This window comes from Providencia sp. TYF-12 (assembly GCF_041344805.1).
GTDB lineage: Bacteria > Pseudomonadota > Gammaproteobacteria > Enterobacterales > Enterobacteriaceae > Providencia > Providencia huashanensis.
Window position 1 is genome coordinate 3,929,040 of record NZ_CP166833.1, and the last position, 26,665, is coordinate 3,955,704.

Genomic DNA, 26,665 nt, shown 5'->3' on the forward strand with positions numbered 1-26,665 from the left:
ACTGAATGTTCGATATTTTATGGTTAAGAAGCTAACTTTATCCGTCATGCTTGGCCTGTTAACTGCATTGATTATTATCGTTGCGGTTCCTTCGTTGCGTCCTCAAGGCTTAGCTGACTTACTGTATGGTAAAACAAATAGCGAACCCGTCAGTTATAATAAAGCTGTGCGCCGTGCGGCTCCAGCTGTAGTGTATGTGTATAGTAGTTCCAAGGGCAGTTTTTCCCAATCTGGTCGTGAACTAAAATCTCTCGGTTCTGGCGTAATCATGAGCCCAAATGGCTATATCATTACGAATAAACATGTTGTTGATAACCCAGACCAAATCCTTGTAGCCTTACAAGATGGCGCTATCTTTGATGCTTTGTTAGTCGGTTCGGATTCATTAACTGACCTCGCTGTGCTTAAGATAGACGCAGACAACCTGCCTGTAATCCCCATTAACACCAAGCGTGTTACCCATGTTGGTGACGTCGTTCTTGCTATTGGTAACCCCTATAATATTGGTCAAACCGTCACCCAAGGTATTATTAGCGCAACTGGCCGTGTAGGGCTAAGCTCAACACGCCGACAAAACTTCCTACAAACTGATGCTTCAATTAATTCAGGTAACTCAGGTGGTGCATTAATCAATACTGAAGGGGAATTAGTTGGTATTAACACGCTTTCATTTACCGCAGGCCAAGGTATTAGCTCTGAAGGGCTAAGTTTTGCTATTCCAACGGCACTAGCGACTAAAATCATGGATAAACTAATCCGTGATGGTCGGGTGATCCGTGGTTACATTGGGATCACCGCCCGCGAACTACCACAAATTAGGTCAAACAATAATAATATCAATCAAATACAAGGTTTACGTGTTTTCCAAGTGGCTCCGAATGGGCCTGCCGCCAAAGCGGGGATTTTGCAAGGTGATATTGTTTTATCCGTTGATGGTAAGCCTGCCATTTCTGCGGCAGAAACCATGGATTTAGTGGCTGAAATTCGCCCCGGAAGTAAAGCCGCAGTACAAATATTACGGGATGGCGAAGTCAAAAATATTGATGTTATTATTGAGGAAATCCCTGAAGGCCAAGCGGGTTAATTTATTCATTCTCTTTGTAATAAAAAAGGTTGTTCCATTCGAAGAACAACCTTTTTTTGGGTTTAACTAAGTCAATAGGTTTACTACCGACCTGTGCTAACAATATGACTAATCGTCAGAATGTACTCGCTGAATATCGGCACCTAAACCACGTAATTTATCTTCAATGTGCTCATAGCCGCGGTCAATATGGTAGATACGGTCAACCGTCGTAGTCCCCTCGGCTATACAACCCGCAATAACTAAACTTGCTGAAGCGCGTAAATCTGTTGCCATCACTTGGGCGCTGGTCAGTTTTTCAACGCCATGACACAACACAGTATTACTTTCAATTTCAGCATGAGCGCCCATTCGGATCAACTCTGGAATATGCATGAAACGGTTTTCAAAAATCGTTTCGGTGATCATCCCTGCACCATCAGCAACAAGGTTGAGCAAACTAAATTGTGCCTGCATATCCGTTGGGAAACCTGGGTGTGGTGCTGTACGTAAAGTAACTGCTTTCGGGCGTTTACCTTCCATATCTAAGCTAATCCAGTCATCCCCTAATTCGATTTTCGCACCAGCTTCACGTAATTTAGCTAATACAGCATCAAGTGTATCTGGGCGTGCATTACGACAAATCACTTTCCCACGAGAAACTGCGGCGGCGATTAAAAATGTCCCTGTTTCGATACGATCAGGTAGAACTTGGTAGACACCGCCACCTAAGCGCTTAACCCCCTCAATCACAATACGGTCAGTACCTGCACCTGTAATTTTGGCACCAAGGGTATTAAGAAAATTAGCAGTATCTTCAATTTCTGGCTCACGAGCCGCATTTTCAATCGTTGTCGTACCTTCAGCCAACGTTGCTGCTGTCATAATAGAAACAGTCGCACCCACACTGACTTTGTCCATCACAATGCATGCGCCTTTCAAACGGCCGTCTACTGTTGCTTTTACATAACCATCTTCTAGAACAATATTTGCGCCTAATTGTTCTAAACCAGAGATATGTAAATCAACAGGGCGCGCACCGATAGCACAACCACCTGGTAAAGAAACTTCACCATGACCAAAACGCGCGACTAATGGTGACAATGCCCAAATAGAAGCACGCATCGTTTTAACCAAATCATAAGGTGCACAATAAGTTGTCACAGTGCTGGCATCGACATACACAGAACCATTACGCTTAACTTTCGTACCAAGCTGATTCAGTAATTTAATGGTGGTATCAATGTCCCTTAAATGAGGGACATTCTGAATTTCTACTGGCTCTTCAGCCAATAAAGCAGCGAACAAGATTGGTAATGCCGCATTTTTTGCGCCAGATATAGTCACCTCACCCTCTAACCGGGTTGGCCCTTTAACTAAAAACTTATCCATTCAAGTGTTCTCGTATGTCGAATTTTACAGGCTGTTCGCTTAGGCTTTGAAATCAAAGACCACTAAGTTTACGATCGCGCTCCCATTGCGCAGGGGTGTACGCTTTAATTGATAAAGCATGAATGCGGTTATCCGCAATATACTCCATCAAAGGCGCATAAATTGCTTGCTGTTGCTTAACACGGCTCATGCCGTCAAACATGTCACCGACGGCAATAACCTGAAAGTGGCTGCCATCACCAGTAACAATAGCCTCATCCAGAGACAGCTTATCCATCAATACTTGCTTAATTTCGTTGGTATCCATAATGACTCAATTTTATTAATTATTTGTGATTTATAATATTACCCTAACTCACCATGTTTCGTTGCCTATATCAAAACATCGTAATCGGAGCAGTCAAGGCAAGACCCTATCCTAAAGGATTAAGCTTAACACTTAAACCAAAGAAAACGCCTCTCGAGCTGAAAAGCACATAGAGGCGCTTATTTTTACATAACTTGACTTAGTTTAGGACATTTAACCTAACTCGCAATCACCGTTTGAACCCCATATAGTTCAATCAATGTTTTCAAGTTCTCACTAATACCAGTAATACTCAGCGAGCGGTTCTTAGCTTGGAACTCGCCTTTTAAACGAACTAGCATCGCAAGACCTGCAGAGTCAACATGTGTTAAACCGGATACATTGATATTACCTATGCTTTCTAGTAATACCGTCTTTTTATCCCAAAACACCATTAAAGAATCGCGGTCTAACGTCCCCGTTAGATGCAATGTCATTTCTGTTTGTTCCCATGCTAACGGGTGGCTCATATTACTTTTTCTCTTCTAAAGTAATCGGGGCTTTTGCGCTAGCTTCTAACTGTTTTGTTAGGCCATCAACGCCTTGCTTACGTAAAATATCACCCCATTCATTTTGTTTGGTGGTGATCATGCTCACGCCTTCTGCAATCATGTCGTACGCTTGCCAGTAACCTGTTTTACTATTTTTACGCCATTGGAAATCTAGACGTACAGGTGGGCGACCATTGGTGTCAACGATTGTTACACGGATAGCAACAATGTTTTTATCCCCGATAGGTTGCTCTGGTGCAATCTGATAAGTTTGCCCATGATACATCGCTAATGCCTGGCCATAAACCTGTTCTAGATAAGCTTCGAATGCTTTGAAGTAAGCTTCACGCTGCGCTGGGGTTGCACCTTTATAGTAGGTGCCTAACACTAAAGCGCCCGCATATTTAATTTGAACATAAGGCAAAAGCTCTTCACGAACAATCGTTCTTAAATACTCAGGATCTTGCTTAATTTTCGGCTGTTCTGCTTTTAATCGATTAAAAGTTTTCGCTGCCGCTTCATCCATTAATTTATAAGGGTTGGTTTGGTCTACCGCCATAGCAAATGGAGCAATAACAAGCATGGCAACCATCATTAAACGTTTAAACATAATTAATTCCTTTACTATTCAAAGAGAGCTTCAAATTACTCTGTCGCAGGCTCTGTACCTTGACTATCACCACTCTTATACAAGAACTGTCCGATGAGATCCTCTAGCACCATGGCAGGCTTAGTGTCTTCTAGACGCCCGCCATTTTTCAATATTGCAATACCTAACTCTTCATCATCTGGGCCAATATTCATTGCGATATATTGCTCCCCTAGTAACCCAGAAGTACGAATTGAAAGTGAGCTAGAGTCAGGAATATTGTCGTACTCGCTCAATAAATCAATTTTAACTTCGGGAATATAGTTTTTTTTGTCTAAAGTGATACTGGCAACTCGACCAATAACCACCCCACCGACTTTAATTGGTGAGCCTTCTTTTAAACCTCCAATGTTTTCAAAAGAGGCAGAGATTTGGTAGGTAGATTGGCTCCCAATCGACTTCAAATCAGCAACTTTTAAACACAAAAAAATGATTGCGGCTATCGCCAGCAACATAAAACAACCCACCCATATTTCACTTTTTTTACTTTGCATGACTTAGTTCCCAAACATCAGTGCGGTAAGTACGAAATCCAGTCCTAAAACAGACAATGATGCATGCACAACGGTTCGTGTTGTTGCTTGACTTATCCCTTCAGAAGTGGGGATTGCATCATAGCCATTAAATAGCGCTATCCAAGTTACTGTTAAAGCAAAAACTAAGCTTTTAATCACACAGTTAACCAAATCTAGCCGCCAATCAATTGAGGATTGCATTGACGCCCAGAAAAAACCTTCATCGATACCCTTCCAATCAACACCAACCAATGCGCCGCCTAAGATACCGACAGCAACAAAAATCAGTGATAACAATGGCATACTAATAAAACCAGCCCAAAAACGCGGAGCAATGACTCGCCTTAAAGGGTCAACTGCCATCATTTCAAGGCTAGAGATTTGTTCAGTTGCTTTCATTAGACCAATTTCGGCCGTTAATGCTGACCCTGCCCGCCCAGCAAATAATAGAGCTGTCACAACAGGACCAAGTTCACGTAATAGGGAAAGCGCCACCATCATCCCTAAGCTTGCCTCTGCACTAAATGTTGTCAGGACAAGGTAACCTTGTAACCCAAGAACCATTCCAATAAACAAACCTGAAACAGCAACTATCAGTAAAGACTGTACGCCAATGGCATACAATTGTTTCATCAATAATGGCCACTGTTTACGAAACTCTGGTTTGCCAAGTAAAGCGCGAAACAGCATATAACCAGCTCGACCAAACGCAGAAAAAATATCAATCCATCGGCGTCCGAAGGCTGCGATCGCCTTTATTATCATCTTATTTTACCCTAATAAATCAGCCAGATAATCATTGGCGGGAAAACGGAATGGTACCGGACCATCGGCAATACCATCAAGGAATTGCCGCACACGGGGATCTCGATTTTCACGTAATTCATCCCCTGAGCCATGTGCAATAACATGCTGCTGCGCAACAATATATGCTTTATCAGCGATGCTCAACACTTCTGGAACATCATGGGATACAACGACACATGTTACCCCAAGTGCTTGATTAAGCTCATCGATCAGTTTGACTAAAACCCCCATTGTTATCGGGTCTTGCCCCACAAAAGGTTCATCAAACATAATTAAATCAGGATCAAGAGCAATTGCCCGAGCTAAAGCCGCACGTCGCGCCATACCACCAGATAACTCAGACGGCATTAGCTTTGCTGCGCCACGTAACCCGACGGCTTCTAATTTCATCATTACCGTAGTATGAATCAAAGATTCCGATAAATTAGTATGTTCACGCAGTGGAAAAGCGACGTTATTAAATACGTCCATATCCGTAAATAAAGCACCTGACTGGAATAACATGCTCATTTTTTTACGTGATTGGTACAGCTTTGAACGTGACAAACTAGGAATGTTGTCACCATCAAACCAAATTTCACCTTCATTTGGTCTTAATTGACCACCAATCAAGCGCAGCAGTGTGGTTTTACCGATCCCTGATGGCCCCATAATCGCCGTAATTTTCCCACGAGGAACTGTTAGGTTAATATTTTCAAATATTTTCCGACTTCCTCGAGTAAAGGACATGTTCCGAACTTCAATTAAGTTGTCTGTCTGTGCTTGCATTGTTAAATAACTCGTTATACATCGTGCTTGAATATTTTTTATCCGTTCAGATGTTACCGAAAGATAAACTGAAAATCGTCAAATATCACAACCAAATAGAATTTATAGTATTATAGCGTCGAAAATGTGACTTTTAGTGTTACAACTGTATATTTATATAAATGAAACAGGCTATAAACAATAGTATTTACTTATAATCAGTAAAAATTATCAGTAAAAACAGCAGACAGCTCTTAGAATTCCGTAATTTATTGTACTTAAGAATACGCGAATTTACCCATGTTTTTTTGGTCCAAGATGCTATGGGATCTCACTTTACATACCAATTAAACATCGTCTCGCAATGAAATAACAATTAGACGCAAAACTATCCTTAAAGATAGCTTAACAGACAAAATACTTACTGATACTAAGTATTCGTTATACAATTTAATTCCGCTTATCCGATTAACTTAAAAGCTACGCATGGAACTAGAAATGTCAAACTTCGATTTTCAGAAAGTAGGTAAAGAAGTTCTCCATATCGAACACGAAGGTATAAAAAACCTTGAGCAATACATCAATACAGACTTTGACCGCGCTTGCCAGCTTATTTTTGGCTGTGAAGGGAAAGTCGTCGTTATGGGGATGGGAAAATCGGGGCATATTGGCCGTAAAATTGCCGCTACACTCGCAAGTACAGGGACACCTTCGTTTTTTGTTCACCCCGGAGAGGCCAGCCATGGTGACCTCGGGATGATTACCCATAAAGATGTCGTGTTAGCTATTTCCAACTCCGGTGAATCAGGGGAGATTTTAGCTTTACTTCCTGTTTTAAAAAGAATTAAGGTTCCCTTAATCTGTATGACCAACAACCCTGATAGTAATATGGGGAAATATGCTGATGTCCATTTGTGTATAAAAGTGCCACAAGAAGCGTGCCCTCTAGGACTTGCACCAACCACGAGTACGACTGCAACACTGGTCATGGGTGATGCACTCGCGATAGCCTTGTTAACCGCTCGAGGTTTTACAGCTAATGACTTTGCACTTTCTCACCCAGGCGGCGCACTAGGGCGCAAACTTTTACTCTTAGTTCGTGATTTAATGAATACGGGTGATGATATCCCCCATATTCCTAAAAGCGCGTCTTTGCGTGAGGCTTTAGTCGAAATTACACGCAAAAAACTTGGAATGACCGTTATTTGTGATGACAACATGAATATTGAAGGCATTTTCACTGATGGGGATTTACGCCGTATATTTGATATGGGTATTGACTTAAATAATGCTAAAATTGCCGACTTGATGACCCCTGGAGGTATCCGCGTTTCTCCAAATCTGTTGGCTGTTGAAGCCCTTAATTTAATGCAATCTAAACATGTTACATCTTTATTAGTTGCCGATGGTAATCAATTAGTGGGTGTGCTACATATGCATGATTTGCTTCAAGCGGGTGTTGTATAACATAAGGAAATACAATGAGTTCGGGAAATATAGAAACCTGCTATGGCCCTGTTGCCAACGCCATACTCACAAAAGCAGCAAAAGTGAAATTACTGATCTGCGATGTGGATGGTGTAATGTCTGATGGTTTGATTTATATGGGAAATAATGGCGAAGAGCTTAAAGCTTTTAATGTTCGTGATGGCTATGGTATCCGCTGCCTATTAACATCAAATATTGAAGTTGCCATTATCACAGGTAGAAAAGCCAAACTCCTTGAAGATAGAGCACAAACACTAGGCATTACATATCTTTACCAAGGGCAAAGCGATAAGCTTTTGGCGTATCAGCAACTGTTAGATACACTACAACTATCAGATGAACAAATAGCTTATATTGGGGACGATCTGATCGACTGGCCAGTTATGGCAAAAGTAGGCTTATCTGTCGCCGTAGCGGATGCACATCCGTTGTTACTGCCAAAAGCTGATTACATCACCCGACTTGGTGGTGGCAAAGGTGCAGTCCGCGAACTTTGTGACCTTATTCTTCTTTCTCAAGGTAAATTGGAAGAAGCGAAAGGTTTATCAATATAACGAATAGATTAAATTCATGAGCAATGCGAAGAAGTGGTTAATCATTATTTTATCCTTGATTGCATTAGGGCTTATTGGCTGGAACTTAGCCGGTAATGATGCTATTAACCCAGAGGATAAAGTAATTAATGATGGGCAACCTAATTATCAAACTGATGATTCGGTGACTTTTGTCTATAATCCAGCGGGAAATTTAGCTTATAAGCTCGTATCAGATAAAATAGATAACTACACTGAAGGGAAAATCACTTGGTTTTCAAAACCTGTTTTAACCACTTATAACGAGGCAGGTCAGCCTACATGGACGGTCAAAGCCTTCAAAGCTAGATTAACAAACGATAGAATTCTCTATCTATATAGTGATGTTCAGGTCGATAGCTTAACTAAAGAGTCACAGATCCAACGAATTACAACTGAAAGTGCAGTTGTCAATTTGACAACACAAGACGTTTCATCTGACGATAAAGTGACCATTATTGGACATGGTCTAAATTCAACGGGCTTGAAAATGAAGGGGAACCTTCGTACAAGAACGGCAGAATTAATCGAAGATGTAAAAACTCATTATGTGTTACAACCAGAAGAGCATTAAAATGAATCAAGTAACTAAGAAGCGTTTTATTCAAGGGGCTGTTGCCAGTGCAATGTTAGCTCTTAGCCTACCTGCGGTAGCACTGAAAAGCGATACACAGCAGCCAATGACGATTAATTCGGTCAAACAATCTCTTGATTTAGAAAAAAACGTCACCACCTTTACAGATGACGTGATCATTAAACAAGGCTCAATTGATATTCGAGCCAATAAAGTGGTTGTGACTCGTCCAAGCAGTGACTCTGATAAAATAATTGTTGAAGCGTTTGGTAGCCCAGTCACGTTTTATCAATTACAAGATGATGGTAAACCAATTAAAGGGCATGCAAGTAAGGCACGCTATGAGGTTGATAAGCAGCTCGTTACACTAACGGGTAATGCATACCTCGAGCAGTTAGATAGCAATATCCAAGGTGATAAAATCACCTATTTGGTGCCGACGCAACAAATGGAAGCATTTAGTGATAAGGGCAAACGCGTAACAACCGTGTTACTCCCAGCACAATTGCAAGAAAAAGGCCCAGCGGCGAAAAATTCATCAGCAACTACGAGTAAGAGTAAATAATCGTTATGGCGACACTAACCGCGGAAAATCTGGCAAAAGCCTATAAAAAACGCAAGGTTGTTGAAGATGTAAGCCTTGAAGTTAAATCAGGCGAAATTGTTGGCTTACTAGGGCCAAATGGTGCTGGTAAAACAACAACCTTTTATATGGTGGTCGGCATTGTTCAGCGGGATGCAGGCAAAATTTTGATTGATGGCGAAGACATCAGCCTCCTACCGCTACATGAACGTGCGCGTCGCGGTATTGGCTACCTTCCTCAGGAAGCCTCTATTTTCCGTCGCCTAAGCGTTTATGATAACCTGATGGCTGTATTAGAGATCCGCGAAGATTTGAATTCACAGCAACGTAAACAGCGAGCTGAAGAACTGATGGAAGAATTCAGTATCACCCATCTTCGTGACAGCCTAGGGCAGTCTCTATCAGGAGGTGAGCGCCGTCGTGTAGAAATAGCGCGTGCACTGGCAGCGAACCCCAAATTTATTTTATTAGATGAGCCCTTCGCTGGGGTTGACCCAATTTCAGTGCTCGATATCAAAAAGATTATTCAGCACTTAAGGGATTATGGCCTTGGCGTTCTAATTACAGACCATAACGTACGCGAAACATTAGATGTCTGCGAAAGAGCTTACATTGTGAGCCAAGGGCACCTAATTGCTCATGGTACGCCAACCATGATCTTAGAAAATGAACAAGTGAAACGGGTATACTTAGGTGAAGGTTTCCGGTTATAAATTACGTGTCAGCTTTCTTTTTCAAGGAGAATAAAACACTTTCATGAAGCAAAGTTTGCAGCTTAGAGTTAGTCAACAACTTGCAATGACACCCCAATTGCAGCAGGCTATTCGCCTGTTGCAACTGTCTACACTTGAGCTGCAACAAGAAATCCAACTAGCGTTAGAAACTAACCCGCTTCTTGAACAAGAAGAATTAAATTCTGAAACCGAATCTATTGAATCTCTGAGTGATAATACTGACAGCAGTGAACTTGATACCAAAGACGCACTTGAAAACCAAGACATGCCTAATGAGCTTCCTTTGGATGCTGATTGGGATGAAATCTACACAGCGGGTACGCCTTCAGGCACCACTAATGATTACAGTTATGATGAATTACCCGTTTATCAAGGTGAAACCACACAGACTTTACAAGATTACCTAATATGGCAGTCTGAGCTGACGCCCTTTACTGATACAGACCGTGCGATAGCCACCTCAATTATTGATTCAATTGATGATTCAGGTTATCTCACCACTACAATTTCTGATATACATGAAGGAATTGCTAACCCTGAAATTAGCTTAGAAGAAGTTGTCGCTGTTTTAAAACGAATTCAACATTTCGACCCATTAGGCGTCGCCGCTCAAGATTTAAAAGAATGTTTACTGATTCAGCTTTCGTTATACCCCAAAGAAACCAACGGGCTACAAGAAGCCAAACTAATTATTAGCAACCACATTGATTTGCTTGCAAATCGTGACTTTAGGCAACTCAGTAAATTAACGCGTCTAAAAGAAGATGCGTTAAAAACCGCCATCGATTTGATCTTAACGCTTAACCCTAAACCAGGCCAATCCATTAATACTGGGGAATCAGAATACGTAATTCCTGATGTTTTAGTGAAAAAAATAGCAGGACACTGGCAAGTTGAGCTAAATACAGATAGCATCCCTAAACTGAGTATTAATAATCATTATGCTTCTATGGCTAATAATTCAGCGAATGAGGATGACACACAGTATATTCGTAGCCATCTTCAAGAAGCAAAATGGTTAATAAAAAGCCTAGAAAGCCGTCATGAAACACTATTAAAAGTGGCGACTTGTATTGTGGAACAGCAACAAGAATTCTTTGAGCTGGGTGAAGAGTATATGAAACCAATGATATTGGCTGATATTGCCTATCAGGTCGATATGCACGAATCAACCATCTCTCGAGTGACAACTCAAAAGTTTCTCCATAGCCCGCGAGGCATTTTTGAGTTGAAATATTTTTTCTCCAGCCATGTCAGTACGGATACAGGTGGCGAAGCCTCCTCAACCGCAATTCGAGCGTTGGTGAAAAAATTGGTTGCTGCAGAAAACCCTGCAAAACCATTGAGTGACAGTAAATTGACGAGTATGCTGGCCGAACAAGGCATTCAAGTGGCTCGTAGAACTGTCGCTAAGTATCGTGAATCGTTATCTATTCCGCCCTCAAACCAGCGTAAGCAACTGGTTTAATTGATAAAATAAGGAAGGTTGTATGGAATTTCAGATTACTGGACACAATATTGAAGTTACTCCAGCATTGCGCGAAACTGTTGAGAAAAAACTCAAAAAATTAGAGCAATTGTTTGATCGTATTAATAGTATCCAAGTTGTCTTGAAAGTTGAAAAGGTTCAGCAAATTGCTGAAGCAACCGTGCAAGTCAATGGAGCGGATCTCCATGCATCAGCGGAAGAAAACGACATGTACGCAGCTATCGACTTACTTGTCGATAAACTGTCGCGCCAATTAACTAAGCACAAAGAAAAACTGAGACAACACTAATACATTTATCCGGCTAGCAACTGAGCCGATGAATGTTTCGAACCAGATGGTGGCATACACCATCTGGTTTTGTAGTCCTAAGTGAACAATAAAATGAATAGTGATATAGAAATCCAGTTAAGCGTTGTTTTATCATCAGCCTGTACACGTAATAATGTTGTGTGCACGAGTAAAAAAAGAGCCTTAGAAATTATTAGTGAGCTGGCTGCCGTTGAATTGGAATTACCTGAAAATACGGTATTTGAAGCATTATTAACCAGAGAAAAAGTAGGAACGACAGGTATTGGCGGTGGAATTGCCATTCCTCATGGAAAGCTAAGCGAAGGTGATAGCGCACGCGCTGTCGGTGTATTTTTACACTTAGAGGAACCAATTGCTTTTGATGCAATTGATAATCAGCCTGTAGACCTGCTTTTCGCGTTACTGGTGCCATCTGACCAATGTAAAACGCACCTACATACATTGTCACTTATCGCTAAAAAACTAGCAGATAAAACATTGTGCAAGCGCTTACGCAGCGCACAAAGCGATGATGAGCTATACAGTATAATTATAGAGTAAATGATAAATTATGTTTCTTGTCATAGCTAAATGATATTATTATGATTTCTAATGTAGAAATGGCAAGATACCGCTTATCAAGAAACACATCATTAGGAAACAAAAGGGAGTAAGCTCATGGTGCTGATGATTGTCAGCGGCCGTTCCGGTTCGGGAAAATCCGTTGCCTTACGTGCGCTGGAAGATATGGGTTTCTATTGTGTGGATAACCTACCGGTTGTATTACTACCGGAGCTAGCTAATTCATTGGCTGATCGTAATATTTCAGCAGCAGTGAGCATTGACGTGCGTAATATGCCCGACAATCCAGAAATCTTCGAAGAGGCTATTGATAAACTACCATCAAGCTTCTCTCCTCAGCTATTGTTTCTGGATGCCGATCGCAACACTCTTATTCGCCGTTACAGTGATACTCGCAGGTTGCATCCTCTTTCGAGTAAAAACCTTTCTCTTGAAAGCGCGATAGATGAAGAAAATGAATTGCTAGAGCCACTGCGCTCTCGAGCAGACTTAGTTATTGATACCTCTGAGATGTCAGTCCATGAGTTAGCTGAGATGCTAAGAACACGTTTAATGGGCAAACGTGAGCGTGAGCTAACCATGGTGTTTGAGTCTTTTGGCTTCAAGCACGGTATTCCTATCGATGCTGACTATGTGTTTGACGTGCGCTTTTTACCAAACCCACACTGGGACCCCAAATTGCGCCCAATGACAGGTCTTGACCGCCCTGTTGCCGCATTTTTAGATAGGCATACTGAAGTGCATAACTTTATTTATCAGACTCGTAGCTACTTAGAGTTATGGTTACCTATGCTCGAAACCAATAACCGCAGTTATTTGACCGTGGCGATTGGCTGTACGGGCGGTAAGCACCGTTCTGTTTATGTTGCAGAGCAACTTGCCGATTATTTCCGTTCCCGTGGCAAAAATGTACAATCTCGCCACAGAACACTGGAAAAACGTAAATAAATGGCAGTAAAAGCCACTATTACACTAAAAAATCGGCTCGGTATGCATGCAAGGCCGGCTATGTTACTCTATGATTTAGTTAAACAATTTAACTCAAAGGTTATTTTGCGTAATAATAGCCAAATTGAGGCTGAGGCCGATAGCGTTATTGCGATGTTGATGTTAGACTCGGAACAAGGTAGTAAGATTGATATTGAGGTTAGCGGCCCCGATGAAAATCAGGCTTTATCCGCAATTATTAACCTGTTCGAAAGCGGGTTTGATGAAATTTGAGAAACAATAGTCAAGCTAAGCTGTAACAATAAAATTTCAATCTGCGTATTTTTACAAAGGCAGGCTTAGAGATCGTGATCGCGATCTCTTCCCTTTAAAGCGTATAGCGCCTAATATTTTAAACAAATTTATTTACAGCGACACCCCCTACCTTTTGGGTGGGGGGTGTTTGCTTTGTACGTCTCTATTGGAGTGTGGTATGACAAAGCCAACAATTATTATCAATGATTTAGATGCTGAACGCTTGGATGCACTGATGGAACAGCCGGCTTATGCGGGCACACCTGTTGCAGAAGCACTCAATGATGAACTTGACCGTGCGGATATTCTTAGCCCACAAGAAATCCCAGCAGATGTCGTCACAATGAACAGTACCGTTCGCTTTTTAGATTTAATCAGTAATGAAGAGCATACGCGTACACTCGTTTACCCGGCTTCCTTAAAAGATAGCGCTGAACAATTATCAGTAATGGCGCCTATCGGTGCTGCACTGTTAGGTTTACATGTTAATGATGAAATCAGCTGGGAATTACCTAACGGCGTGCAAACTCGAGTTCGAGTACTAGAAATCGTTTATCAGCCAGAAGCAGCCGGTGAATTTCATCGTTAATGTTTATGGCAATAGAATTAAGGGGAGTTTAGCGGAACACACTGTTGGCTAAAGCCTCTGACCTATTCAAGCACTCATCTGAGTGCTTTTTTTGTACTGACTACTTTGCAGAGCAAGTTACACTTGTAACCCCCCTTTCCTACTTTAACCACTAAACCTATATAGCTAAACAGTGATAAAAATAGGCGCTGAGAATAGCCACTGCAATATGACACGCTGATGCTATTCAAATAATAAATTTAAAATCAACTAATTAACAGAATTCTTTATACTAAAATAAAACGCCTAATAAAATATATTAGGCGTTTTATTGTCAAACCGTTAGTAATAAGAGGCGTGTTACTCCCCAGCAATGCTCATTTCGGGGATCAAGACTGAACCACACTGAATATTGCTACGAGTTTCGATATCATCCGCAATAGTCACCATATTTGCCCACATATCTTTTAGATTACCGGCGATAGTGATCTCGCTTACAGGATATTGGATTTCCCCATTTTCTACCCAAAAACCTGAAGCACCACGCGAATAATCACCGGTAATGCCGCTCACACCTTGCCCCATTAACTCGGTCACGATTAAGCCTGTCCCCATTTGCTTGAGTAGCCCATCAAAAGAAAGACCTTGCCCTGCTATGCGCCAGTTATGAATTCCCCCCGCATGCCCGGTACTTTGTAAGCCCAGTTTTCTTGCTGAATAGCTAGTCAGCAACCAAGTTTGCAGAACGCCATCTTCCACAATATTACGCTCAACGGTGCGTACCCCTTCACTATCAAATGGCGAAGAGGCTAACCCACCAATTAAATGCGGCTGCTCATTAATGGTTAACCAACTAGGCAGAATCTGCTTTCCTAGGCTGTCTAACAAAAATGACGACTTACGATAAATGCTACTGCCACTAATCGCCCCAACGAGGTGACCAAATAACCCTGTGGCGACTTCTGCAGCAAAAATCACGGGAGCCTTCATTGTTGGTAATTTTCTTGGTGATAAACGTGACAATGTGCGACGGGCGCATTCTTGACCTACCCATTCAGGGGATTGCAGTGCATCTATGCTACGGCCAATCGTATAAGCGTAATCCCGTTCCATCTGACCATTTTGTTCCGCAATTACACAGCTAGACATCGAATAACGGCTCGAACAATAGCTTTGCAGCATACCATGGGAATTACCAAATACACGGACACCGTAGTGACCATTAAAACTTCCACCTTCGGTATTTACAATGCGCGAGTCTGCATTTAGCGCTGACATTTCTGCCACAGAGGCTAAGCGAATAGCTTCTTCAGGTGAAAATTCAGTAGCTTGAAATAGCTTGAGATCAGGTGCATCAAAGGCCAATAATGACTTTTCAGCAGGTCCCGCACATAAATCTTCCGAGGTAAAACTTGCGATATCAATTGCTGCCTGTACGGTACGCTCAATCGCTTCAGGGCTTAAATCGGTTGAAGACGCGCTCCCTTTGCGTTGTTGATGATAAACGGTGATCCCTAATGCGCCATCACTGTTAAATTCAACATTTTCAACTTCACCTTGACGAGTGCTTACACTGATCCCTGTACTTTTATTCACTGCCACTTCAGCAGCATCGCAACGTGTTTGTGCAAATTCTAATGCGCGTGCGACCGCTTCTTCGAGTTTTTTACGTTGTTCAGTGACTTGTTCAGTTATACTCATGCAATTAATCCAATAATGTGGGGAAAAGTGATTTTCTACCCTAACAAGCAAATGCTAGGTAGTCATAAAGGGGTTTTCCCAGTTACAATAGATAATAGTCAAATGTTAACACTCACAACGCAGTAAATCATGCTAATTACTCGTAATTACATTACTGTGTTTGGTAAAAAGGAAAATTGATATGGCCAAACAGCCTGATGACTGGCTGGATGATATCCCAGCGCCGCAAGACGAAGAAGAAGAGGAGATCATTTGGGTCAGTAAAAGCGAAATCAAACGCGATGCTGAGATCCTCAAAAAACTGGGTGCTGAGCTAGTCGATTTAAGTAAAAGCGAATTAGAGCGCATCCCATTAGATACTCAACTCCTTGAAGCAATTGAGCTTGCTCAAAAAATTAAGCGTGAGGGACGCCGCCGTCAATTACAACTTATTGGCAAATTACTGCGTTCACGAGAAGTTGAGCCGATTACCGAGGCGCTAGATAAACTTAAAAATCGTCATAACCAGCAGATCGTGATCTTACATAAAATAGAAGATCTACGCACCCGCTTGTTAGAAGGCGGTGATGAAGTGATTGAAGATGTTGTTGCGCTTTTCCCGAGTACTGATAGGCAACAACTGCGTGCATTAGTCCGTAATGCTAAAAAAGAACGCGAAACCAATAAACCACCAAAAGCGTTTCGCCAAATATTTCAATATTTGAAAGAGCAATCTGAAATTTCTTAACTCCTTTTCCCCTAGGCTACCTTATAGCTAGGGGAAATTAAGCAATAGTCTGAAAGTCCCTTCCTTGCTATTGATAGCGTGCCGAATGCCACGTATTATCCCCCTGTTAGTCATACTCTGACCCGTATTATCGCGGCTGCTGAACCACGATAAATAATGAGGAAGATATGGATAATACCCGAGATAGAGCATGGCGCAGAGCCAAAGCTCGCATCAATAAATCACGTGATCAACTTAACGCACGCTTAGTTGACTGTTATACCCCAGAAAAAAACTGGAAACAAATGTACGGTCGAAGTGAAAAAATGGTCCGTGCAGCTCAACTAGGCATGGCTTACCCGCAAGTTAGTCGTAGCCAACTTGTACGTAATAGCCTTGAAGAGATACAAAATAACCAGTGAATATTCTATTCATTTGCAGTAAAAATCAATGGCGTAGTCCAACCGCTGAACAGATCTGGCGCAACCATGAGAATTGGGTCACCCGTTCAGCGGGAACAAGCCGTAATGCAAGGTGCCCTGTAAATGCGGATTTGATCCGCTGGGCAGATGTGATTTTTGTCATGGAACAAAAACATAAAAACCGCTTACAAGCTGATTTTTCACGCTTACTTGAATACAAGCCACTTCATATTCTTGATATCCCTGACAATTATCAATATATGGACCCTGAATTGGTTCAAATATTACAAGACACTGTTCCGAGCTATCTTTCTTAGTAGCGTAAACTTAGCCAATTATTTTTTTGCAAGTTTTGCACTATTTCAACAATATATTATGAATATAATCAATGAAATGGTTGATATTATGAATATAATCAATGAAATGGTTGATATTATGAAAAAATGGTTGTCCTCAATTTTTGGCCAAAAACAATCTGGTTACCCATGTGTATGGGATACAAATAAGCCGTCGATTTACCAACAATTACTCCCGTGGCAAGAGCAACTTTCTCCCTTACCTGAATCCCTCTCTGAACTTCCTAATACACCAAGTGTGGATGATAACCAAGTTCGCTGGGCAAATGGGGCAGAAGATGGGGTATTAGGGCATCATGGCGGCTTCGGTAACAGTGAAACCGATATACATGAACTCTATTCGCTATTAAAGGCAGCTGTTGAAAAAGGGGATAAACCTTCTGTTAATCAATTTTATCAATATGTGGCTCAAAACACGCCAATTTCTTATATTGATGATTTAATTGAGCTTATCGTCAAGAAACAAGACTTGCCTGCCGCTAAATTAGCCGAATTTACCGACTGGCTGTTACACAATAGCCCCGATAAAAATACAGTGAAGCTGGCAATTGCCTTTTGTGTATTTTTTCCTAGCCACGAGCGGCTAAACACGCTGTATACCCTTGCAGCACACGATGAATTTACCCTTTATGCTATCTTTCCCATTCACACCATCATTGAGTCACCTGAAGAATATGAAGTAATGTGGATAAAAATGGCTAAGCGAGTTGAAGGTTGGGGACGAGTGCAGCTTATTGAACGCCTGCCCGAACAGTTAAGTGAAGAAACGCGGCAGTGGATACTCACTGACGGTTATATGAATCAGGTAATGATTGAATACACAGCTTGGCAATGTGCGACTTACTGTCACCTTGCAGATGAACTTGAGACATTGAGCAATATAACATTGCTAACCGCGGCGACTCATATCATCCAAGCTCTACTCGATGGTGGTCCAGCCCGTGATATCCATGATTATGAAGATGCACCACGCTGCTGCTTAAATTATTTACAGCAAGTCAAAAAGCATGATTATTCATTAGAATACTATTTTACTGTTCAAGGAATTCTTGAGTTCTTCCAAAAACATAATAACCAATATGACAACAGTTCTGACATTATTTCATTAGCACAATTAATTTTAGATAATCCATATTGGGATACCTTAATCAATCATGGCCTAAACAGTCATGACAGTTCACTATTTCGCCAAGCCACTTATGTTGCAAAGTCACGCAAACAAGACGTTTTTCCATACCTCTATGAAAAACAATATACTCAACCAGAAAGCAATCTATGGTATGAGTTAATGCAAACTGATGATATTGAAAAAGTTAAGCAAGTAGCTGCACTCGCTGAAGAGCAGTTTGCTTTAGATGAAATTGCTACAGGCCCTCGTGATGACTTAGGAATTGGGTCCAACTACCTGCCACACGGTCAACTGGATTTTATTCTACAAGAACTGCATCGCTTTCCAGGTATTGGCTTCCCACTCATTCAGTGCGCTTTGCAAAGCCCCGTTGTACGTAACCGTAATATGGCGTTAAAGGCTTTATTCAGTTGGAAAAGAGAAACATGGCCGGAAGGTTTAGAGGCATTTTTAGCTAATTGCTACGAGGTTGAACCAAATCAGGAAACTAAACAACGATTTGATTCATTGCTAAAAGGCTTGCCATTTGATGACACCTAATTAGGTTAGCAAAGCAAGCACAACACCGTCTGCTTTGCTTTCCCTTTAGCTGAAATGGCGTTTGATTGTCTCTAATAGCGTTGGAAACTTTGTATAACCTTCCCTATCAAGGAAATGGCCTGCATTTTGCTCAAAAATCACCTGCGTTTTTAACAGTTCCGCCAGCGCTTTTGATGACTGAGGTGACACTATTTCATCATTGGTTGATATGATTGAAACACGTTTATCAGCCACACCAATCAATGAAGCGTAATTGAGCGGGCTGGTAGTATGACTGCGCAGTTCAGGAAGCGTCTGCTGCTCTTCATCAAAACCCGACACTAAAATATAGCCGGCAACAGCTTGGTTTTGGCTATCAATAAATTGTAATGCCGTCACACAACCAAGGCTATGACCAATAAAGATAGTATTCTCATCAATATCAAAAGGTAAGCTTTGCAATTTTTGCTGCCATTTTAGCGGATCAGGTGATAATGGCTCAGGCATAGCAGGAACATGAACAAAAGCGCCCAAATTTTCAAGTTCAGATTTTAGCCACGGAAACCAATTCTTTTTAGGTGAAGCAGTATAACCATGCACAATAACAAATTTTTTGTTTTGCAGTGGTAATGGTGTTGATGTGAAATCACTCATTCTAAAATCCCTATCAACTCAGTTATCTTACTTAAACTTTACCATGAGTAATGGGTAGATCAGTTAGAGCTTTTTGTTATATCTAAAGCAAAAATAAACTCTTCTTCCCACATATCTTGCGCATCATTCATAACGTCAATAATGTCTGAAAATTGAATACGCTGTTCAGATGTCATATGTGAAAATGTAATCGTTACAGGTAATTCAATACCTGCGGAAACCATGTCCCATAAGGCATCAAGGTTATATCCAAACCAATCTGGTAACGAAAATTGCTGGGCAAACTGATGATAAAAATCGTCAAATGTATTAATGTGCCTAAAGTCAAAACTGACATTTTTACTCATCATTCGCCCCTTGTCTTATTTTACTTGTTTAAAGCTTTTATAATGATCTTGGGTGATAAAAATCATCCCATCTGACGAGTATAACAAACGGTCAGCCCCTCTATGCCCACAACGGTAATTAATATCGGCTTCAAACCACTGGCGTTCTTGTGCAATAGGTAACCTTTTCTCACGATTAGAAAAACGATCTCCCCCGATTGCCCTGCCGGGTAGAACCTCGCAGAGATTACCTTTTTTCGCATTCCACCCTGCTTCACGAGCCTGTTTCTTCGTCATATAAAAGGCTGGAAGCTTTTGGTATTTTTCCATAAAACTGACTACATTATCTTGCGCAGTGAGTTTATCGATGGTTTGCGGAGCTTCCTTTGGCGTTATCGCTTCACGAGAAGGCGGGTTATTTTGAGTCGCCGGTGGTTCCGGTGCCGTTTTGTCCCCGCCATTAAAATAGAGGCTAATCACAATCAAAATAGCCATTAACACTACGGATAAAAGACGTTTATTCATAACACCTCTGTTATTTTGTGCTTTGCAAAGACACAATCGCCCCAGTCACAATAGCGTCACTAGGGCGAACAAAGCCTATTTTATATTATAGTCCTGAAAAATTACGCGGTACCACCAACGGTAAGTTTATCCAGTTTTAATGTGGGTTGACCGACACCAACAGGGACACTTTGCCCTTCTTTACCGCAAACCCCGACACCTTTATCAAGGGCTAAGTCATTACCGACCATTGAGATTTGTTGCATAGCCTCAACACCAGAGCCAATTAATGTCGCCCCTTTCACTGGAGAAGTAATTTTCCCATTTTCAATCAGATAAGCTTCTGATGTAGAAAATACAAATTTACCCGAGGTAATATCCACCTGACCACCACCAAAGTTCGGTGCATAGATACCTTTGTCAACACTCGCAATAATTTCTTCAGGTGTTGAAGACCCCGCTAACATATAGGTGTTAGTCATTCGAGGCATTGGTAAGTGCGCATAAGACTCACGACGTGCATTGCCCGTTGGAGAGACTCCCATCAGGCGTGCATTCAGTTTATCTTGAATATAATTACGCAAAATACCATTTTCTATTAGAACGTTATACTGACCCGGTACACCTTCGTCATCGATTGCAAGAGAGCCACGACGACCAACAAGAGTGCCATCATCTACAACAGTACACAGTGACGACGCCACCTGCTCACCAATTTGGCCAGAAAAAACAGAGGTACCACGGCGATTAAAGTCACCTTCTAAGCCATGCCCTACCGCTTCGTGCAGTAAGACACCCGGCCAGCCAGCGCCAAGAACAACAGGCATCATACCCGCTGGTGCGGCAACCGCAGATAAATTCACCAAGGCCATACGCACAGCTTCACGTGCATATTGCTCAGCAACAACTTGCCCTTGATGGATCTCCAAGAAGTACTCATAGCCATAACGGCCACCACCGCCACTTGCGCCACGCTCACGTTTACCATCATGCTCAACAAGTACACTGACCGATAGACGAACTAGCGGGCGAATATCTGCTGCCAGTGTACCGTCTGTTGCAGCCACCAGCACTTGCTCATAAACCCCCGTTAAACTTGCATTGACTTCAATTACACGAGGATCTTCTGCACGAGCGACCTGATCTACACGGTGCAACAAATCAATTTTTTGCTCTCGAGATAGGCTCTGTAGCGGGTCGGTCACTGAATACAGTTTTTTATACTCAACACCCGTTAAAATTTGTGATTTGCCAGAGCCCTGTTCATTGACAATGCTGCGTGCCGCTTTCGCACTTTGTGCCAGCGCTTGCAGTGAAATTTGGTCAGCGTAAGCAAAACCTGTTTTTTCACCACTCACTGCTCTGACTCCAACACCTTGGTCAATATTGTAAGAGCCATCTTTAATGATCCTATCTTCAAGAACCCACGACTCATGGAAACTTGACTGGAAGAAGAGATCTGCGTAATCCAGATGGCGTTCAGATAACATCCCTAAGATGTCATACAGATTTTCTTGTTCAAGGCGATTGGCGGCCAGCAAATGTTCGCTGACAGAAACTAAACTCATATTCGTTACTCTTTGGTTTCTTTTTTAATTAATGATGTCAGTTGCGGCCTAAAGCGGTTATGTTTTACCACTCTGATTTGCTCACGCATGACACCTAAGCTGTCCGTTTTTATATTCAAGACGGTAGATGCGACCGCATCCACATTCTTTTTGATAACTTTACCCCAACCATCGACTGCGAGGCTATGCCCCCATGTGCGACGTGTACCATGAACCCCAACTTGGGCTGGCGCTAGAATGTAGCACTGGTTTTCAATCGCACGAGCACGTAACAGAGGTTCCCAATGTGCCTGACCGGTATAACGAGTAAATGCCGCTGGAACTGAAATAATTTCAGCGCCTTGCTCACGTAACGCTTGGAACAAACCAGGGAAACGCAAATCATAACAAATCGTCATGCCAAGGCGACCCACCGGGGTATCAACAACCGTAATATGTTCGCCACGTTGATAAATTACGGATTCGTTATAATTACCTTGCTCATCTTCAATGTTCACATCAAACATATGAATTTTATCGTAGCGTGCTTTAATATTTCCTTCGGAATCAAATAATAAACTACTGCTGGTAATACGCTCAGGGTCTTCACGGCTAATCAATGGCATAGACCCAACTAAAATCCAAACATTATAACGCTTAGCCATTGCAATGACGGCATCTTGAAGCGGGCCTTTCCCCTGAGCTTCAGCTTGTTTGCGGTAAGCCGCTGCATCTGCAAATAATAATGCATTCTCAGGTGTCAGTACTAACTTAACAGTGTCAGGTAACTGTTTGATTTGTTGCTCTATTTGTGCCAAATTGTGTTTAGTATTATTTCCGCTACATAACTGCAAAAGTGCAACATTACCATTTTTCATTACTCTTGAGTCTCCTTCAGTTGGCGTAATACTTCATCAATTTTTGGCTCGTCCAAGCTACCTGTCACGCGATAACGAATAACAGAAACTTTACTCCATAATGGACCGAGCACTTTTGTCGCTGCGAAAACAGCAGCGCCTGCAAAAGGGTTTAACACAAATGCGGTTGCTACACCTACTGTAGCAGAAATTTCAGGAGTGATGACCGCTTCTAAGTTAATTTGCCGTTTAACGAGGTTGATTTCCCCACTCAGCGCAATATCTGCGACCAACCCATCAACATAAGTATTTTTGGATGCCATCACACCATTATGAATAGTGGCATCACCTTTAATAGAGTCAAAATTAAAGTCATCACTGAACGTATCGCGAAAATCGAGTTGTAACTTACGCAATAACGCATCAAAACTCACTAGACGTAGAATTTGCCCAGCTCGACCTCCGCCCATTTGTGCTATTGCACCTTTACCTAATTTCGCTGACAACTTACCATTTAAGGTAGCAATATCCGGTGACCATGGAAGGTTCGCCCAGTCTAAATCGAATTGTATGGTATAAGGTGATTCAATAATGGGCACTAATATCCCGAAATAGGCTGCTGTTTCATCAAATGCGCCCCCCGTCAGAGAACCCGCGATTTCTGTTTTATTACCGTTCTGACTGTGCCAAATTGCATCTAATTTTAACTGTGTCGCACTATTATTTAATGTACCACCCGTTAAGCGTAGTGAGTGCCCCATAGGCTGAATATTGGCGCTGATTTCCCCCAATTTCTGCCCTGCAACCCAGCACTCTTTACAATTAAAGTGCAATTGTGGCCATTGGCTGAAATCAAACTGAGTAGGCCCCGCTAAGCTATCTTGATTACCTGCAAGTGAACTTGGGTTGTAATACAAATAATCAATAGCGACCTGCCATGGTTGATTAGCAAAAATTTGTAGTGACCCTTTTAAATTTTCGCTATCAATGTTGACTTGCTGCTCTGCACGCTGCAAATCATAGGTAAAATTGACATTTTTCCAATCTTGCCCGCCAAGGTTAATTGTTGGAATATGGATATCAAGTGATTCAGGTAAACGGATACTCATATCCCCTTGGCCGCGATTAGATGACATTAATAGCCCTGCAAGGCTCTGCCAATTCTCATCGGTCATAGGCGGTAAATCCACCGCAAAAACTGATTGTTTTGGTAGCTCTGGGAGCTTATTTTGCCATGGTGCAACATGCGCTTTTAATAACTTTAATGGCTCATCACCCAAACTCCACAGCGTGTTAAAACCAAGACGCTTGCCAATATCACCACCTACCGTCAATTGCTCTGTTGTTCCTTTAGCTTGTACATTTATTTCCCCAAGCTCAGCCAGTAATTGGTTATTCAATGCAGGTAACTGGCTTTTGAGTTGTTTTAAGCCCGCGGTGACATCAATTTGTAAACCGACCTGTTGTTTCGCCGACTCGGGTATTGTGATAGCAACATGGCTTTTCCAATCACTATTACCAGAAACCCGTTGTTTTATTTCCTCAGGTAGCATTGATAACTTATTCAGTGCCCAATTCCCCGCAATATCAACGTTTACCTGATAATCTTTAGCCCCGTCTGATGTGTTAAAATCTACGGAAATAGGTTGACCAAACCACTGCCCCTGGAGTTTCCCACCTCGTAAGTCACCATTATTAAAGACGAAACTTCCTGTGAGAGAAGAAATTGTGCTATCAATCGGCTGAATGAATAAATCATTTTTATTAAGGTTAACGCTTCCTGTTGCTACAACATCTTTCCCGGCCACCAGTGGGATAGATAGCCCCAACTGGCCATTCACCGTACCACCTATTTGTAACTCTTCTAGAGTGTCACCAATTGAGTGCTTCATCGGCGTATGGGTAAAATATTGTTGGATTTGTTTTCCAGTTCCACTGACATCAGCATTGATATACAGCATTTCTTTCGTGTAATCAGGGATATTGGCATCAAGGTTAGTTGCAGTCGCATCGGCGAGTTTGACGCTTGGCACATGCATGAATAACCCAGCACGCCTAAAGTCCAAGTCGATATCTAAATCCAATAAGGCTGGCCATTCATGATCGTACTCAAACGTTGCATCACGTAACGGGACATAAACTTGGAATTGACCATCATTATTATCATAAGGGAAATTTGCTGGGTCACCTTTATACACTAAGGTTGCATTATCCACCTTTCCTGCAATAACCGCCTTTGTTAGGTAATCAGCAACATCTTGCCCCATCAGTTTTTGTGGAAAATAACGCCATGCGTCTCCCGCATCATCCAAACGTAAGCCAGCTAAAATAGCTAAATCTGCATAATTCCCTTTCTTCGCTTTGGCATAACGAAACTCCCCGTTTGCCCAAAGTGATTTGGCTTGTACATCTAAAGATGGGCTCCAGAGCTTAAATTCACTGTCATTATCCAACCAATAAAGCTGCCCATTAGCCATTTTTATCTCAAAAGGAGCTTTAAATTCGTCACGATAATCCACCTGACTATCTTGTAAGCTAACTGAGGCTCCCCCACTTTGCATGCTACCCGCTAAGACACCCGAAAAATGATTAATCGAAGGAAGCGCTTTCCATTTTTTCCAGCTAACATCCTGCCAATCCATACTAATTTGCATGAGTTCTGGCATATTCTGTGTGAGATCAAGGGCAAACTCACTGACGACACCCGTTGGTTGGCGATGCTGCCAATCCTGTACCATCTCGGGCGTTAGAAATGAAAAAGTGGGTAATACTTCACTTAAGCGTTCTAATTCAATATTTTTTGCTCGTATACGCCAGTGGTCGTTATCCTGATATTTTTTTGAAGCGGGTAAATACAAAACAGAAACATTACCTTGCGGCCAAATATATTCATTGGTTTTCAACGTATCAAGTTCAGGGATATTAAATAGCCAGCCATTCCCCTGCCTTTTCATGCGTAGCAATAAATCATTCACTTGCAGGTTTTGCGATAAACTGCCGGTTCCCCAGTTAGCTTCCCCTTGACGCAATTGAACTAGCCCACTTTCAATTTGCTGGTTTTTCAAGCTAATCCATGAAGAGAGGCTAAAGTTAGCATCTCGTAATGACGTGTTTTCTCGTAGCCAGCGACTAAGCCAAGGTTGCATATCAATATTATCGGCTTGCAGGTAAAAAATACCGTCACTTAAGACACCGTTTTTATCCGATACGTCTAATTTAACTTGCAAATAACCATGTTGTTTATTGATTGTTTCGAGGCTGACAAAACCTTGAGCCCTATGACGTTCATTTTCATTTAGCCAAGAGAGTTCAGGTAAAATTAAGGTGGTTTTTTGCCCTGAGGGCGTGAGAAAAGTTAACTGACTTTCTTTTAAGATAAAGTGGTCGAATTGACGTAAAAACAATTCTTCAATGCTATCTAATGACTCCCCCTCAGAGGAACCTTCGAAATTAAAAGGGACTTTATAATCGACATTGAGCTGATAGAAGGTTAAATCACGAAAGCGCCAACGCAACGATAATATTGAACTCCAAATATCTAATTCGACGTCAATCACGCTCGCGGTTATATCTGTGGTTTCATTTTGTAATTCCACATTAGATAACATGAAGGTTGGGCCAAAATACTGCCAAGCCCCTTCAATTTTGCCAATTTGCACTGTGACATCATTATTTTTTTCAATGTAAGCAATGATATCTTGGCGGTAGCTATCAATATTCGGCAAGAGGAAACGCAAGCCTGTCAGCACTAGTGCGCACAGCAATAAGATAACCGCAGTGGTTACTAGTACTACACGTGGTAGTCGTTTCACT

Annotated in this window: 30 protein-coding genes; 16 read left to right on the plus strand and 14 right to left on the minus strand. The window is 41.8% G+C overall.

The genetic code is table 11. The annotated features are described in order from the left end of the window. Window positions 1-19 precede the first annotated feature (19 nt). Window positions 20-1,084 carry an outer membrane-stress sensor serine endopeptidase DegS gene (gene degS, locus ABE954_RS18360; protein WP_042846208.1) on the plus strand — a complete coding sequence of 355 codons (1,065 nt, stop codon included), beginning with the start codon at window positions 20-22 and terminating at the stop codon, window positions 1,082-1,084. A 108-nt stretch (window positions 1,085-1,192) separates the two neighbouring features. Here degS and murA read toward each other — a convergent pair whose 3' ends face one another. The 7 genes from murA to mlaF form a co-directional block, all read right to left on the minus strand. Further along, window positions 1,193-2,455 (minus strand): UDP-N-acetylglucosamine 1-carboxyvinyltransferase, encoded by a 1,263-nt coding sequence (gene murA / locus ABE954_RS18365; RefSeq protein WP_371025651.1) that lies wholly within the window; start codon window positions 2,453-2,455, stop codon window positions 1,193-1,195. A 52-nt stretch (window positions 2,456-2,507) separates the two neighbouring features. Beyond that, window positions 2,508-2,762 (minus strand): BolA family iron metabolism protein IbaG, encoded by a 255-nt coding sequence (gene ibaG, locus ABE954_RS18370; RefSeq protein WP_042846210.1) that lies wholly within the window; start codon window positions 2,760-2,762, stop codon window positions 2,508-2,510. Window positions 2,763-2,980: 218 nt separating this feature from the next. Continuing rightward, entirely contained in the window at window positions 2,981-3,271 is a 291-nt protein-coding gene (mlaB, locus tag ABE954_RS18375; RefSeq protein ID WP_042846211.1) for a lipid asymmetry maintenance protein MlaB, read from the minus strand. 1 nt (window position 3,272) lies between these two features. Continuing rightward, on the minus strand, window positions 3,273-3,902 hold the full coding sequence (mlaC, locus tag ABE954_RS18380) for a phospholipid-binding protein MlaC (protein WP_042846213.1): 630 nt from the start codon (window positions 3,900-3,902) through the stop codon (window positions 3,273-3,275). 35 nt (window positions 3,903-3,937) lie between these two features. Next, window positions 3,938-4,435, minus strand: a complete 498-nt coding sequence (gene mlaD, locus ABE954_RS18385) for an outer membrane lipid asymmetry maintenance protein MlaD (RefSeq protein WP_042846214.1) — start codon at window positions 4,433-4,435, stop codon at window positions 3,938-3,940. Between the two features lie 3 nt (window positions 4,436-4,438). Then, window positions 4,439-5,221 carry a lipid asymmetry maintenance ABC transporter permease subunit MlaE gene (mlaE, locus tag ABE954_RS18390; protein WP_042846216.1) on the minus strand — a complete coding sequence of 261 codons (783 nt, stop codon included), beginning with the start codon at window positions 5,219-5,221 and terminating at the stop codon, window positions 4,439-4,441. Window positions 5,222-5,227: 6 nt separating this feature from the next. Beyond that, complete coding sequence (gene mlaF, locus ABE954_RS18395; RefSeq protein ID WP_042846218.1) at window positions 5,228-6,031, minus strand: phospholipid ABC transporter ATP-binding protein MlaF; 804 nt, start codon at window positions 6,029-6,031, stop codon at window positions 5,228-5,230. 477 nt (window positions 6,032-6,508) lie between these two features. On the opposite strand from mlaF, the gene kdsD reads away from it, so the two are divergent. The 11 genes from kdsD to rnk all read left to right on the plus strand — a co-directional run bounded on the left by kdsD (window position 6,509) and on the right by rnk (window position 14,152). Then, on the plus strand, window positions 6,509-7,477 hold the full coding sequence (kdsD, locus tag ABE954_RS18400) for an arabinose-5-phosphate isomerase KdsD (RefSeq protein WP_042846220.1): 969 nt from the start codon (window positions 6,509-6,511) through the stop codon (window positions 7,475-7,477). A gap of 14 nt (window positions 7,478-7,491) precedes the next feature. Next, window positions 7,492-8,052, plus strand: coding sequence for a 3-deoxy-manno-octulosonate-8-phosphatase KdsC (gene kdsC, locus ABE954_RS18405; protein ID WP_042846222.1), 561 nt, complete (start codon window positions 7,492-7,494; stop codon window positions 8,050-8,052). Window positions 8,053-8,068: 16 nt separating this feature from the next. Then, complete coding sequence (lptC, locus tag ABE954_RS18410; protein WP_042846223.1) at window positions 8,069-8,644, plus strand: LPS export ABC transporter periplasmic protein LptC; 576 nt, start codon at window positions 8,069-8,071, stop codon at window positions 8,642-8,644. A 1-nt stretch (window position 8,645) separates the two neighbouring features. Beyond that, window positions 8,646-9,209, plus strand: coding sequence for a lipopolysaccharide ABC transporter substrate-binding protein LptA (gene lptA / locus ABE954_RS18415; protein WP_042846225.1), 564 nt, complete (start codon window positions 8,646-8,648; stop codon window positions 9,207-9,209). Between the two features lie 5 nt (window positions 9,210-9,214). Continuing rightward, a complete protein-coding gene (gene lptB / locus ABE954_RS18420) occupies window positions 9,215-9,940 on the plus strand; it encodes an LPS export ABC transporter ATP-binding protein (protein ID WP_042846227.1) in 726 nt (241 codons plus the stop codon). 43 nt (window positions 9,941-9,983) lie between these two features. Further along, window positions 9,984-11,429: an RNA polymerase factor sigma-54 gene (gene rpoN, locus ABE954_RS18425; protein WP_129466429.1), complete on the plus strand. Its 1,446-nt coding sequence runs from the start codon at window positions 9,984-9,986 to the stop codon at window positions 11,427-11,429. Window positions 11,430-11,451: 22 nt separating this feature from the next. After that, window positions 11,452-11,739, plus strand: coding sequence for a ribosome hibernation promoting factor (gene hpf / locus ABE954_RS18430; protein WP_042846231.1), 288 nt, complete (start codon window positions 11,452-11,454; stop codon window positions 11,737-11,739). Window positions 11,740-11,832: 93 nt separating this feature from the next. Next, complete coding sequence (gene ptsN, locus ABE954_RS18435) at window positions 11,833-12,300, plus strand: PTS IIA-like nitrogen regulatory protein PtsN (protein ID WP_042846232.1); 468 nt, start codon at window positions 11,833-11,835, stop codon at window positions 12,298-12,300. A gap of 117 nt (window positions 12,301-12,417) precedes the next feature. Continuing rightward, window positions 12,418-13,269, plus strand: coding sequence for an RNase adapter RapZ (gene rapZ / locus ABE954_RS18440; protein ID WP_042846233.1), 852 nt, complete (start codon window positions 12,418-12,420; stop codon window positions 13,267-13,269). After that, on the plus strand, window positions 13,270-13,542 hold the full coding sequence (gene npr / locus ABE954_RS18445; RefSeq protein WP_042846234.1) for a PTS phosphocarrier protein NPr: 273 nt from the start codon (window positions 13,270-13,272) through the stop codon (window positions 13,540-13,542). A 199-nt stretch (window positions 13,543-13,741) separates the two neighbouring features. Beyond that, entirely contained in the window at window positions 13,742-14,152 is a 411-nt protein-coding gene (rnk, locus tag ABE954_RS18450; protein ID WP_042846235.1) for a nucleoside diphosphate kinase regulator, read from the plus strand. 339 nt (window positions 14,153-14,491) lie between these two features. Here rnk and pmbA read toward each other — a convergent pair whose 3' ends face one another. Beyond that, window positions 14,492-15,832 (minus strand): metalloprotease PmbA, encoded by a 1,341-nt coding sequence (gene pmbA, locus ABE954_RS18455; RefSeq protein WP_042846236.1) that lies wholly within the window; start codon window positions 15,830-15,832, stop codon window positions 14,492-14,494. A gap of 181 nt (window positions 15,833-16,013) precedes the next feature. Between pmbA and yjgA the strand changes: the two genes are divergently transcribed. From yjgA to ABE954_RS18475, 4 genes are all read left to right on the plus strand, one after another. Next, window positions 16,014-16,559 (plus strand): ribosome biogenesis factor YjgA, encoded by a 546-nt coding sequence (gene yjgA / locus ABE954_RS18460; RefSeq protein WP_042846237.1) that lies wholly within the window; start codon window positions 16,014-16,016, stop codon window positions 16,557-16,559. Window positions 16,560-16,726: 167 nt separating this feature from the next. Continuing rightward, the gene (locus tag ABE954_RS18465; protein WP_042846238.1) at window positions 16,727-16,960 is read left to right on the plus strand and encodes a hypothetical protein; all 234 of its coding nucleotides are present in this window, start codon (window positions 16,727-16,729) and stop codon (window positions 16,958-16,960) included. After that, on the plus strand, window positions 16,957-17,277 hold the full coding sequence (locus tag ABE954_RS18470; RefSeq protein ID WP_129466431.1) for a low molecular weight protein tyrosine phosphatase family protein: 321 nt from the start codon (window positions 16,957-16,959) through the stop codon (window positions 17,275-17,277). Before ABE954_RS18465 ends, ABE954_RS18470 begins: the two co-directional genes overlap by 4 nt. A gap of 88 nt (window positions 17,278-17,365) precedes the next feature. Continuing rightward, window positions 17,366-18,985 (plus strand): hypothetical protein, encoded by a 1,620-nt coding sequence (locus tag ABE954_RS18475; RefSeq protein ID WP_371025652.1) that lies wholly within the window; start codon window positions 17,366-17,368, stop codon window positions 18,983-18,985. A gap of 45 nt (window positions 18,986-19,030) precedes the next feature. Here the strand turns inward: ABE954_RS18475 and ABE954_RS18480 are convergent, their stop codons facing one another. The 6 genes from ABE954_RS18480 to yhdP all read right to left on the minus strand — a co-directional run bounded on the left by ABE954_RS18480 (window position 19,031) and on the right by yhdP (window position 26,664). Further along, on the minus strand, window positions 19,031-19,618 hold the full coding sequence (locus ABE954_RS18480; protein ID WP_173424814.1) for an alpha/beta hydrolase: 588 nt from the start codon (window positions 19,616-19,618) through the stop codon (window positions 19,031-19,033). A gap of 59 nt (window positions 19,619-19,677) precedes the next feature. Then, window positions 19,678-19,968, minus strand: a complete 291-nt coding sequence (locus ABE954_RS18485; RefSeq protein WP_370661198.1) for a barstar family protein — start codon at window positions 19,966-19,968, stop codon at window positions 19,678-19,680. Window positions 19,969-19,980: 12 nt separating this feature from the next. Continuing rightward, a complete protein-coding gene (locus tag ABE954_RS18490) occupies window positions 19,981-20,469 on the minus strand; it encodes a ribonuclease domain-containing protein (RefSeq protein ID WP_042846243.1) in 489 nt (162 codons plus the stop codon). Between the two features lie 101 nt (window positions 20,470-20,570). Further along, window positions 20,571-22,016: a metalloprotease TldD gene (tldD, locus tag ABE954_RS18495; RefSeq protein WP_071548617.1), complete on the minus strand. Its 1,446-nt coding sequence runs from the start codon at window positions 22,014-22,016 to the stop codon at window positions 20,571-20,573. A 5-nt stretch (window positions 22,017-22,021) separates the two neighbouring features. Beyond that, window positions 22,022-22,873, minus strand: coding sequence for a deaminated glutathione amidase (gene nit1 / locus ABE954_RS18500; protein WP_206226748.1), 852 nt, complete (start codon window positions 22,871-22,873; stop codon window positions 22,022-22,024). Further along, the gene (gene yhdP / locus ABE954_RS18505) at window positions 22,873-26,664 is read right to left on the minus strand and encodes an AsmA2 domain-containing protein YhdP (protein ID WP_371025653.1); all 3,792 of its coding nucleotides are present in this window, start codon (window positions 26,662-26,664) and stop codon (window positions 22,873-22,875) included. The genes nit1 and yhdP overlap by 1 nt, the downstream gene beginning before the upstream one ends. Window position 26,665 lies beyond the last annotated feature (1 nt).

Coding starts and splice junctions, on each gene's coding strand:
- mlaE (WP_042846216.1), bottom strand. CDS start 5,221: ATGATAATAAAGGCGATCGCAGCCTTCGGACGCCGATGGATTGATATT.
- mlaF (WP_042846218.1), bottom strand. CDS start 6,031: ATGCAAGCACAGACAGACAACTTAATTGAAGTTCGGAACATGTCCTTT.
- degS (WP_042846208.1), top strand. CDS start 20: ATGGTTAAGAAGCTAACTTTATCCGTCATGCTTGGCCTGTTAACTGCA.
- npr (WP_042846234.1), top strand. CDS start 13,270: ATGGCAGTAAAAGCCACTATTACACTAAAAAATCGGCTCGGTATGCAT.
- ABE954_RS18485 (WP_370661198.1), bottom strand. CDS start 19,968: ATGATGAGTAAAAATGTCAGTTTTGACTTTAGGCACATTAATACATTT.
- mlaB (WP_042846211.1), bottom strand. CDS start 3,271: ATGAGCCACCCGTTAGCATGGGAACAAACAGAAATGACATTGCATCTA.
- ABE954_RS18480 (WP_173424814.1), bottom strand. CDS start 19,618: ATGAGTGATTTCACATCAACACCATTACCACTGCAAAACAAAAAATTT.
- nit1 (WP_206226748.1), bottom strand. CDS start 22,873: ATGAAAAATGGTAATGTTGCACTTTTGCAGTTATGTAGCGGAAATAAT.
- rnk (WP_042846235.1), top strand. CDS start 13,742: ATGACAAAGCCAACAATTATTATCAATGATTTAGATGCTGAACGCTTG.
- kdsD (WP_042846220.1), top strand. CDS start 6,509: ATGTCAAACTTCGATTTTCAGAAAGTAGGTAAAGAAGTTCTCCATATC.
- ptsN (WP_042846232.1), top strand. CDS start 11,833: ATGAATAGTGATATAGAAATCCAGTTAAGCGTTGTTTTATCATCAGCC.
- mlaD (WP_042846214.1), bottom strand. CDS start 4,435: ATGCAAAGTAAAAAAAGTGAAATATGGGTGGGTTGTTTTATGTTGCTG.
- tldD (WP_071548617.1), bottom strand. CDS start 22,016: ATGAGTTTAGTTTCTGTCAGCGAACATTTGCTGGCCGCCAATCGCCTT.
- ibaG (WP_042846210.1), bottom strand. CDS start 2,762: ATGGATACCAACGAAATTAAGCAAGTATTGATGGATAAGCTGTCTCTG.
- yjgA (WP_042846237.1), top strand. CDS start 16,014: ATGGCCAAACAGCCTGATGACTGGCTGGATGATATCCCAGCGCCGCAA.
- ABE954_RS18465 (WP_042846238.1), top strand. CDS start 16,727: ATGGATAATACCCGAGATAGAGCATGGCGCAGAGCCAAAGCTCGCATC.
- lptA (WP_042846225.1), top strand. CDS start 8,646: ATGAATCAAGTAACTAAGAAGCGTTTTATTCAAGGGGCTGTTGCCAGT.
- pmbA (WP_042846236.1), bottom strand. CDS start 15,832: ATGAGTATAACTGAACAAGTCACTGAACAACGTAAAAAACTCGAAGAA.
- mlaC (WP_042846213.1), bottom strand. CDS start 3,902: ATGTTTAAACGTTTAATGATGGTTGCCATGCTTGTTATTGCTCCATTT.
- murA (WP_371025651.1), bottom strand. CDS start 2,455: ATGGATAAGTTTTTAGTTAAAGGGCCAACCCGGTTAGAGGGTGAGGTG.
- kdsC (WP_042846222.1), top strand. CDS start 7,492: ATGAGTTCGGGAAATATAGAAACCTGCTATGGCCCTGTTGCCAACGCC.
- ABE954_RS18475 (WP_371025652.1), top strand. CDS start 17,366: ATGAATATAATCAATGAAATGGTTGATATTATGAAAAAATGGTTGTCC.
- rapZ (WP_042846233.1), top strand. CDS start 12,418: ATGGTGCTGATGATTGTCAGCGGCCGTTCCGGTTCGGGAAAATCCGTT.
- lptB (WP_042846227.1), top strand. CDS start 9,215: ATGGCGACACTAACCGCGGAAAATCTGGCAAAAGCCTATAAAAAACGC.
- ABE954_RS18490 (WP_042846243.1), bottom strand. CDS start 20,469: ATGAATAAACGTCTTTTATCCGTAGTGTTAATGGCTATTTTGATTGTG.
- hpf (WP_042846231.1), top strand. CDS start 11,452: ATGGAATTTCAGATTACTGGACACAATATTGAAGTTACTCCAGCATTG.
- rpoN (WP_129466429.1), top strand. CDS start 9,984: ATGAAGCAAAGTTTGCAGCTTAGAGTTAGTCAACAACTTGCAATGACA.
- lptC (WP_042846223.1), top strand. CDS start 8,069: ATGAGCAATGCGAAGAAGTGGTTAATCATTATTTTATCCTTGATTGCA.